This window comes from Bifidobacterium pullorum subsp. saeculare (assembly GCF_016899725.1).
GTDB lineage: Bacteria > Actinomycetota > Actinomycetes > Actinomycetales > Bifidobacteriaceae > Bifidobacterium > Bifidobacterium pullorum_C.
Genome location: NZ_JACLYU010000034.1, coordinates 1 through 8,601, shown reverse-complemented (window position 1 = coordinate 8,601; position 8,601 = coordinate 1). Strand labels below are relative to the sequence as shown.

Annotated in this window: 5 protein-coding genes; all 5 read right to left on the bottom strand. The window is 68.6% G+C overall.

Annotation, left to right across the window (positions count from 1 at the left end):
• Window positions 1–685: 685 nt before the first annotated feature.
• Window positions 686–1,738, bottom strand: a complete 1,053-nt coding sequence (gene ilvC, locus H7U32_RS09070; protein WP_204469753.1) for a ketol-acid reductoisomerase — start codon at window positions 1,736–1,738, stop codon at window positions 686–688.
• Between the two features lie 475 nt (window positions 1,739–2,213).
• Window positions 2,214–3,266, bottom strand: coding sequence for a ketol-acid reductoisomerase (gene ilvC / locus H7U32_RS09065; protein WP_204469752.1), 1,053 nt, complete (start codon window positions 3,264–3,266; stop codon window positions 2,214–2,216).
• Window positions 3,267–3,716: 450 nt separating this feature from the next.
• Entirely contained in the window at window positions 3,717–5,021 is a 1,305-nt protein-coding gene (locus tag H7U32_RS09060) for an MFS transporter (RefSeq protein WP_204469754.1), read from the bottom strand.
• Between the two features lie 559 nt (window positions 5,022–5,580).
• Window positions 5,581–6,741, bottom strand: a complete 1,161-nt coding sequence (locus H7U32_RS09055) for a LacI family DNA-binding transcriptional regulator (protein WP_204469751.1) — start codon at window positions 6,739–6,741, stop codon at window positions 5,581–5,583.
• Between the two features lie 66 nt (window positions 6,742–6,807).
• On the bottom strand, window positions 6,808–8,364 hold the full coding sequence (locus H7U32_RS09050) for an MFS transporter (RefSeq protein ID WP_204469750.1): 1,557 nt from the start codon (window positions 8,362–8,364) through the stop codon (window positions 6,808–6,810).
• Window positions 8,365–8,601 lie beyond the last annotated feature (237 nt).

Genomic DNA, 8,601 nt, shown 5'->3' with positions numbered 1-8,601 from the left:
CACCACCCAAACCACCCAACACACCCAACCCAACACCCCAAAAAACACCCACCACCCGCGCGCCACACCAACCAACCACCCGCGCGTCACACCAACCAACCACCCGCGTGCCACACCAACCAACCACGACAAACCGTACGCCTACGAGCCGCAAGAGCACGATTCGCCGCACTGACACGACACCCATGCGACAAAACGTACGCCTGCGAACCGCAAGAGTACGATTCCCCGCATAAGGACCGTAAGAATGCGGCAAAACGTACGCCTGTGAACCACCACAGTACGGTCCGCCGCACTGACACGACACCCATGCGACAAAACGTACTCTGAGCACACGCAAGAGTACGGTTCGCCGCAAAGGAGCCGCAAGACCACACGAAACCACGGCAAAACGTACGCTCACACGCCGCAAGAGTACGGTTCGCCGCAAGGGGACCGTGAGACTGCGGCAAACCGTACTCTAAGCGCGGCTAAGCGTACGGTTTGCCGCACAGAGACGACGAAGCCGCCACCCCCGAGGAGGGGATGGCGGCTTGACGTGCGGGGAATCCATGGGATTCCCAATCGCTGAAGATGGCCTAGCGCCGAGCCCACTGGCCCGACCGCTGAAGCTAGCCTATGGCGCCGAGCTCACTGAGCTAGACCACCGAACCTAGGTCACTGGGCCAGACTCAGCGCGGCAGGCTCACTGCACCTGGGCGCGGGCGATCTTGCCGGTGAAGGAGTTGGCCTCGTCGGCGTCCTTCACACCGTCGTTGTTCCAGGAGAACATCGCGCGCAGCTTCGGGCCCACGGTCTCGATGCGGACGTTGGAGTACTCCTCCTGCAGCGCCTTGAACTTCGGGGCGCCGGCGTCCTGGTCGTCGATGAACTCCTTGGCGAAGGAGCCGTCCTGGATGCGCTTGAGGTGGTACTCCATGCGCTCACGGACGTGCTCGTCGATGCAGGTGTTGACGTAATCGCCGTACTGGGCGGTGTCGGAGCAAGACCAACGGTCCTTGTTCAGGCCGCCCTCGTTCATGAGGTCCACGATCATCTTGAGCTCGTGGCACACCTCGAAGTACGCGATCTCCGGCTGGTAGCCGGCGTCGGTGAGGACCTCGAAGCCCATCTCGACGAGCTTGTTCACGCCGCCGAGGAGCACGTTCTGCTCGCCGAAGAGATCGGTCTCGGTCTCCTCCTTGAACGTGGTCTTGATGGCGCCGGCGCGCAGCGCACCGATCGCCTTGGCGTAGCCGAGGGTGAGCGCCCAGGCGTCGCCGCGCGGATCCTGCTCCACGGCGACGACCACCGGCACGCCACGGCCGGCCGCGTACTCGCGGCGCACGATGTGGCCCGGACCCTTCGGCGCGACCATGAACACCGGGTGATCCTCGGTAGGCTTGATGTAGCCGTAGTGGATGTTGAAGCCATGCGCGAAGGCGACGGCCGCGCCCGGCTTGATGTTCGGCTCGATCTCCTCGGCCCACAGCTTGCGCTGGTGCTGATCCGGCACGAGGATCATGATCACGTCGGCCTCGGCGGTGGCATCGGCCACGGACTTGACCTCGAGGCCCTGCTCCTTGGCGAAGTCCACGGACTTGGAGGTCGGACGCAGGCCGACGACCACATCCACGCCGGAATCACGCAGGTTCAGCGCATGCGCGTGGCCCTGGGAGCCGTAACCGATGACGGCCACCTTCTTGCCGTCGAACACCGAGACGTCGCCGTCGTTCTCATACCAGATCTGTGCTGCCATGTGGCACACTCCTTTTGCTCAGTAGTGGGGTGTGGCTCGGGGGCGGCGCTGTCTTGGCGCCCGCGCCCTCGCGCCGGGGTATCTACTGTGGTTCGCAGATAATCCGTCGAGGATTTTGTCCTAAACTGCCCCTCATCCTAGAGGGTCCCGACGGGGGTGCCGTCACCCTTGTCCACAACGTGGTATCCCGCCGCCCACGACCCGGACCGGTGGCCGATGGGACCCGACGGCCGCCCCGGACCGACTGCCAGCCCCGGACCGCCGACAGACCCCCGGACCGACCGCAGACCCCCCCACATACGACGGGACCGCCGCCCCGATGGGGGCGACGGTCCCGTGATGCAGGCGGTCCGGCCGGCCTTCAGCCGGCCGGACCCCGCGCGACGGCCTTATGGCAGTGCCGTCATGGCCTTCCCCCGAAGGGAATTCCGGCCCGTTGCACAGCGCTCACTGCGCAGTGTTCACTGCACCAAGCTCACTGCACCTGGGCGCGGGCGATCTTGCCGGTGAAGGACTCGGCCTCGTCGGCGTCCTTGACCGGGCCGTTGTTCCAGGAGAACATGGCGCGCAGCTTCGGGCCGACGGTCTCCAGGTGCGGGTGGCTGAACTCCTCCTGCAGCTTCTTGAACTTCGGGGCGCCGGCGGCCTGGTCGTCCATGAACTCCTTGGCGAAGGAGCCGTCCTGGATGCGCTTGAGCTGATACTCCATGCGCTTCTTGGTCTCCTCGTTGATCACGGTGGAGGTGTAGTCGCCGTACTGAGCGGTGTCGGAGCAGGACCAGCGGGCCTTGTTCAGGCCACCCTCGTTGGCCAGGTCGACCAGCATCTTGAGCTCGTGGAACACCTCGAAGTACGCGATCTCCGGCTGGTAGCCGGCCTCGGTCAGCACGTCGAAGCCCATGTCGCACAGGTGGTTGATGCCGCCCATGAGCACGTCCTGCTCGCCGAACAGATCGGTCTCGGTCTCCTCGGTGAACGTGGTCTTGATGGCGCCGGCGCGCAGCGCGCCCAGGGCCTTGGCGTAGGCCAGGCACAGATCCCAGGTCTTGCCGTCCGGATCCTGCTCCACGGCGACGACCACCGGCACGCCACGGCCGGCCGCGTACTCACGGCGCACGATGTGGCCCGGGCCCTTCGGCGCGACCATGAACACCGGATGGTCGGCGCTCGGCTTGATGTAGCCGTAGTGGATGTTGAAGCCATGGGCGAAGGCCAGGGCGGCGCCCGGCTTGAGGTTGGGCTCCACGTCCTCCTTGTAGACCTTGGCCTGGTACTGGTCGGGCAGCAGGATCATCACGACATCGGCCTCGGCCACGGCCTCCGGCACGGACTTGACCTCGAGGCCCTGCTCCTTGGCGAACTCGACGGACTTGGAGGTCGGACGCAGGCCGACGACCACATCCACGCCGGAATCACGCAGGTTCAGCGCGTGGGCGTGGCCCTGGGAACCGTAGCCCAGGATGGCCACCTTCTTGCCATTGAACACGGACAGGTCGGCGTCCTTCTCGTACCAGATTGTTGCTGCCATAGCGGCACTCCTTGTTGGTTCAGTTGTGGTGCCGGCCGCGCCCCATGGCGCGCCGGCGGTTCCTTAGGTTCCGGACGGCCCGAATGGTTGGGATTGTGTCCCGCGCCCCGAAGTCATCCCCTCCTGCGGGACCGTTGTAGTCCCGCCGGGTGGATTGTGGACTGCGACGCCCACAATGTGAATCCCCGGAAAACCCTCGATATACACCCCCGATTACGCGGGTGCCGATTGGTTTCCCAAGGCCCGCCGGGCACCCCCGTTCCGGTCGGCGGAACGGGGAAGATGCCCGCCGGAAGCCAGCCGATGCCGGCCGGCCGGTCAGCCGTTGATGTCACTTGGTGAAATCAACATCCGGGCTGAGCCGATCAGTGGGAGTCCAGTGGACTCCCACTGGCTCAGTGAGCGAAATCCAAGACAAGATTTCGCGAAGCCGAAAACCAGCTGTTGATTTCACTTGGTGAAATCAACATCCTTGGTCTCCTTCGCGGAGACCACCGCCACGAGGCAGCACACCGCCATGACGGCCAGGTACAGGCCCACGGAGTGCACGCCCCAGTTGGCGGACAGCCAGGTGGCGATCGTCGGCACGAAGGCCGCGCCGACGATGGCGGCCAGGTTGTAGCCGATGCCGGAGCCGGAGTAGCGCACGTTGGCGGCGAACAGCTCGGGCAGGAACGCGCCGATCGGGCCGAAGGCGATGCCCATCAGCGCGAAGCCGATGCACAGGAAGGCCATCGTGGCGGCGAAGTTCTGCGTGCCCACCACATTGCGGTCGAGCAGGAACGGGAAGGCGAACGCGAACACCACCAGCGCCACGGAGGAGAACATGAGCACGCGGCGGCGGCCGATCTTGTCCGCGTACACGCAGGAGAGCACGATGAACACGCCGAACACGATGATCGAGCCCATGAGCATGAGCAGGTACTCGCGGTTGGTGAAGCCGAGGTCGCCGCCGCCTTCGCCCGCGGCCTTGGTGCCCCAGGCGAGCGACCAGGTGCCGAGCGTGTAGAACAGCGTGTAGGTGACGGCCACGAGGAACGTGGCCTGCAGCACCTGGCGCCAGGACTTGCGGAACACCTCGACCAGCGGCGCCTTGACGACCTTCTTCTGCGCCTGGGCCATACGGAAGATCGGAGTCTCCTCCATCTGCACGCGCACCACGAGGCCCACGATCACCAGCACGGCGCTGAGCAGGAACGGCACGCGCCAGCCCCAGGCCATCATCGCCTCCTGGTCGTTGAAGGTCTCGAGCAGGAAGTAGGTGCCGTTGGACAGGAAGAAGCCGATCGGCGCGCCGAGCTCCGGGAAGGAGCCGTACAGCGCGCGCTTGTTCTCGGGTGCGTTCTCGGTGGCCACGAGCGCGGCGCCGCTCCACTCGCCGCCCAGGCCGATGCCCTGCACGAAGCGGCAGAGCACCAGCACCACGACGGCAAACATACCGACCTGCTCGTAGGAGGGCAGGCAGCCGATGAGGAAGGTGGACACGCCCATCGTCATGAGCGAGACGACCAGCGTGGTCTTGCGGCCCATGCGGTCGCCGAAGTGGCCGAACACGAGCGAGCCGAGCGGGCGCGCGATGAACGCGACCGCGAAGGTGAGCAGCGAGCCGATCGAGGCGGCCAGGCCGGTGCCGCCGAAGAAGACGGTCGGGAAGTAGCTGGCCGCGGCGGTGCCGTAGGCGTAGAAGTCGTAGAACTCGATGGCGGTGCCCACCATGGAGGCGGCGATGACGGTTTTCACCGAATCGCGGCCCATCGCCGCGAGTTTGCCGGCGGCGTGTTCTTCGTCCGCCGTCGTGACGTCGACTGAGGTCATGGGAATGCTCCTGTTGCGTTGGCGCCGGCCGCCGCGCCGAGGGAGGCGGGATGGCTGCGCATCCCGCGCTCCGCGCCCGCCTGGGGCCGGTCGCCGGTGATTAGTGGTCGATGATTGTGGTCGATGATGTTCGCCGGGTTCTGCCGTACGTCCTTGTGGGACCAACAGAAAAGCCCCGCCGCTGGGGCAGGGCTTGGAGCGTGATCAATGCCGCGGCCCTGCCTTCGCTGGCGGGGCTTGGCTTGGGACAGCCGAATTATTCCGCCAGCGAGGACGGAATAATAATTCGGGCCAGAACAAGCAGTCGAGCAGTCATTCCAGTCATCGCGGCGGCCTCCTTTCGCTGTCGAAGTGGTTCGTCCGGGCGTCGGGCCCGGACTGGTTCCCGAAGATAGGACGCCATCCCCCCGTTTTCGAGCGGGGGTTCACGATTCGGACACCATCCCGTCGTCATGGTGCCGCCGGCACCGGTTTTGGAGAAAGAGCCGCCGACCGTCGGTCAGCGGGTGGAGGCGCGGGGCAGGAACCGGACGGGAACGATGTCCGGCGCGCCAACATCAGGGGCGGCACAGGCGCTGCCGGCTCCCTCTGCACCGCCGGCAGGGCCCTCCCCGACCGCACTGCCCGTTCCGCTGATATCGCCGGCCACACCGTCGGCAGCGCCGTCGGCCGCACCCGCACCGCCTGCCGCACCGTCGCCGCCGCCGATCGCCGCGTCCATCCGCGCCGCGATCCGGTCGGCGATGGCGTCGAGGTCCTGGACCACGGCCGTCAGCGGCACCCCGGCCACATCGGCCACATACGTGCCGTCGTAGGCGACGATCTGCACGTCCTCGGGCACGCGGATGCCGCGCGCCCAGGCCTCCTGCACGCAGCAGGCGGCGACCAGGTCGGAACCGACGATCGCGTCGGCGTCGGGGAACCGGTCGAACACGGCGCGCGCGGCCGCCGCGTGGTCGGCCAGCGCGGAGACGGCGCCCGCGTCCACGTAATCCCAGCGGCCGCCCGCCTGCGCGAACAGCCGCTCGACGGTGAGGTGGTAGCGCACGGTCGGGAACGTGCCCGCCGCGCCGGCCGCCCCGGGATCGCCAACCGCGGCGTCGAACTGCGAGCGCGGCCCGCCGACCGTCACCACATGGCGTGCGCCGCCCGCCAGCAGGCGTTCGGCGGCGAGGCGGCCGCCCTGCTCGTGGTCGGAGCCGACGGTCGGGATGCCCTCGCCGAGCATACGGTCGAAGGCGACGACCGGCCGGCCGATCGACGTCCAGTAGTCGGGGGTGTGTTCGGTGTGCGCGGCCATCACGATGCCGTCCATCATGTGGCGGCGCAGCATATCCACGTACTCGGCCTCGCCGGCGTCGGCGTCGGCGGTGGAGCACAGCAGCGTGCGGCGGCCCTGCGCGGCGAAGGCGCGCTGGAGCGCGGCGGCCAGCGAGGCGAAGAAGGGGTGGCGGATCGTCGGCACGATCACGCCGATCGTGCCGGTGCGGCCGCGGAACAGGTTGCGGGCGAGCTCGTTGGGGATGTAGTCAAGCTCCCGCATCGCGGCCTCGACCCGGGTCCGCATCGCATCCGACACGTACCCGGTGCCGTTGACCACCAGCGACACGGTGCTCAGCGACACCCCGGCCTTCCTGGCCACATCACGCATGCCCACCATCGATGCCGCACGCCTCCCGAATCGTCCGTTCCGTCGAATCCTTCGCCGCCGCAGCAGCGGGCCGCGTCAGGCCGCGGCGCCGCCCTTCCACATGAGCGCGGCCGCGGCCACGACGAGCACGATGGCGGCCACGAACAGCGGCACGAAGCCGCCGATGGCCAGCGCGGCGGCGCCCAGCGCGGCCGCGACGACCAATCCCAGCGTATTAGCCGTGTTGAACACGCCCAGGTCATGGCCGGCGGCGCGCGGGTCGTGCATCGCGGCCATCACCAGCTCCTGGCCCAGCGCGTCGTACAGGCCGAAGGCGAAGCCGGTGATCAGCGCGAAGGCGCCCAGCGCGGCCGCATTCGGCAGCACGCAGGGGAAGACCAGCGCCATCGCGTACAGCACGCAGGCGGCGAGCATCGGCCGGCGCACGTCGTCGAAGCTCTCGTTGATCGGGCCGGCGGCGCGGGCCGCAGCCGCGGCGCCGACCAGCGTGCACAGCGCCATCAGCGCCACCATCGCCCACGGGCGGATGCGCAGGTCCATCGTCAGGGCGACGCCCAGGCCGTCGGCGCCGGCGTAGTAGCGCACGATGTACCACAGGAACACGCCGGTCAGGCCCACGGCGGCCATCATGCACAGGCGGGCGGCGTACATCGTGCCGAAGCGCGGCGCGTTGCGCGGCGGGCGCAGCTGGTCGGCGATCACCGCCCAGCGGATCCGCTCCATCGACATGGCCTCGCTGGACGGCTCGCGCGGGCACACCGCCACGGCCGCCACGCCGGCGAGCGCGAACACCGCGGCCGCCACGGCGAAGGTCTCGTAGCTGAAGCGGGTGCTGAACGCGAAGCACAGCGTGCCCACCCAGGCGCCCACGGCCTGGCCGAGCATCTGCGCCACGCCGCGCCAGCGCACCAGCGAGACGCGGAACTTGTCCGGCACGCGCTCGGCGAAGGCGGCGTCGACGGGCGCCACGAGCATCACATGCGCCATGCTGAGCAGCACCCAGAACACGCCGGCGCTGCGCACGCCGCCGGTGGCGCCGAGGATGAGCGTGAGCAGCGCGCACACCACGCCGCCGGCCACGATCCACGGGGAGCGCTTGCCGAAACGGGTGCGGGTGTGGTCGGACACCGCCGCGACGAGCGGGGTGACCAGCAGGGCGGCGACGGCGCCCACGGCCACGATCCAGCCCAGCGGCACGGCCACGTCGGCGATGGGGCCGGTCTGGCCGTCACGCCACACGGCGCGGGCGACGGCGGCGGGCAGGGCCACCATCGTCAGCGCCACCCACGGCACGGTGGTCAGCAGTGAGGCGACCGCGAAGCCCCACTTGAGGCGGGTCACGGCGCGCGAGTCGGGGCGTTCGCCGTTCGCGGCGAGCATCGGGTCGCGCATATCGAGGAAGGAGGAGGTCATGTCGGGCACGGCCGCGTCCACGGAGGCGACGGCGGAGGCCGGCGAGCTGGCCGCGGCGAGGCGGGAGGCCTGGGTCTCGGCCTGGTCGGCGGAGGATTCGGGCGCGCGGCGCTCCATCTTCACGGCGAGGCGCGCAAGCGCGGCCTTTTCCTCGGGGCTCAGCGCCTTCTCATAATCGGGCCGGTCGTCGATGCCGGGGCGCACATAGGGTTGCTTCATCTCTGCTCTGTTCGTTGGTCTCCAGGCGTTCCGGCCGGCGGGCGGTCCGCCGCGCCCCGGGATGGGGCGGCGGGCCGGCCGGCGGAGCCGGGAACGGGAGACGCCGCTCGTGCCGCACCGCCATCCGATGCGCCGCGAGCGGCGTCCTTCATTGCAGAGGGAGATGATACGCCATGGCATCTACCCACGGAGGGGCGGGGATGGGGTTGAGGCGAGCGAACAAAGCCGGGGCAGGGA

Excerpts from the sequence above, each read along its gene's own strand:
- ilvC (WP_204469752.1), bottom strand. The coding sequence starts at position 3,266 with ATGGCAGCAACAATCTGGTACGAGAAGGACGCCGACCTGTCCGTGTTC.
- H7U32_RS09055 (WP_204469751.1), bottom strand. The coding sequence starts at position 6,741 with ATGGTGGGCATGCGTGATGTGGCCAGGAAGGCCGGGGTGTCGCTGAGC.
- ilvC (WP_204469753.1), bottom strand. The coding sequence starts at position 1,738 with ATGGCAGCACAGATCTGGTATGAGAACGACGGCGACGTCTCGGTGTTC.
- H7U32_RS09060 (WP_204469754.1), bottom strand. The coding sequence starts at position 5,021 with ATGGGCCGCGATTCGGTGAAAACCGTCATCGCCGCCTCCATGGTGGGC.
- H7U32_RS09050 (WP_204469750.1), bottom strand. The coding sequence starts at position 8,364 with ATGAAGCAACCCTATGTGCGCCCCGGCATCGACGACCGGCCCGATTAT.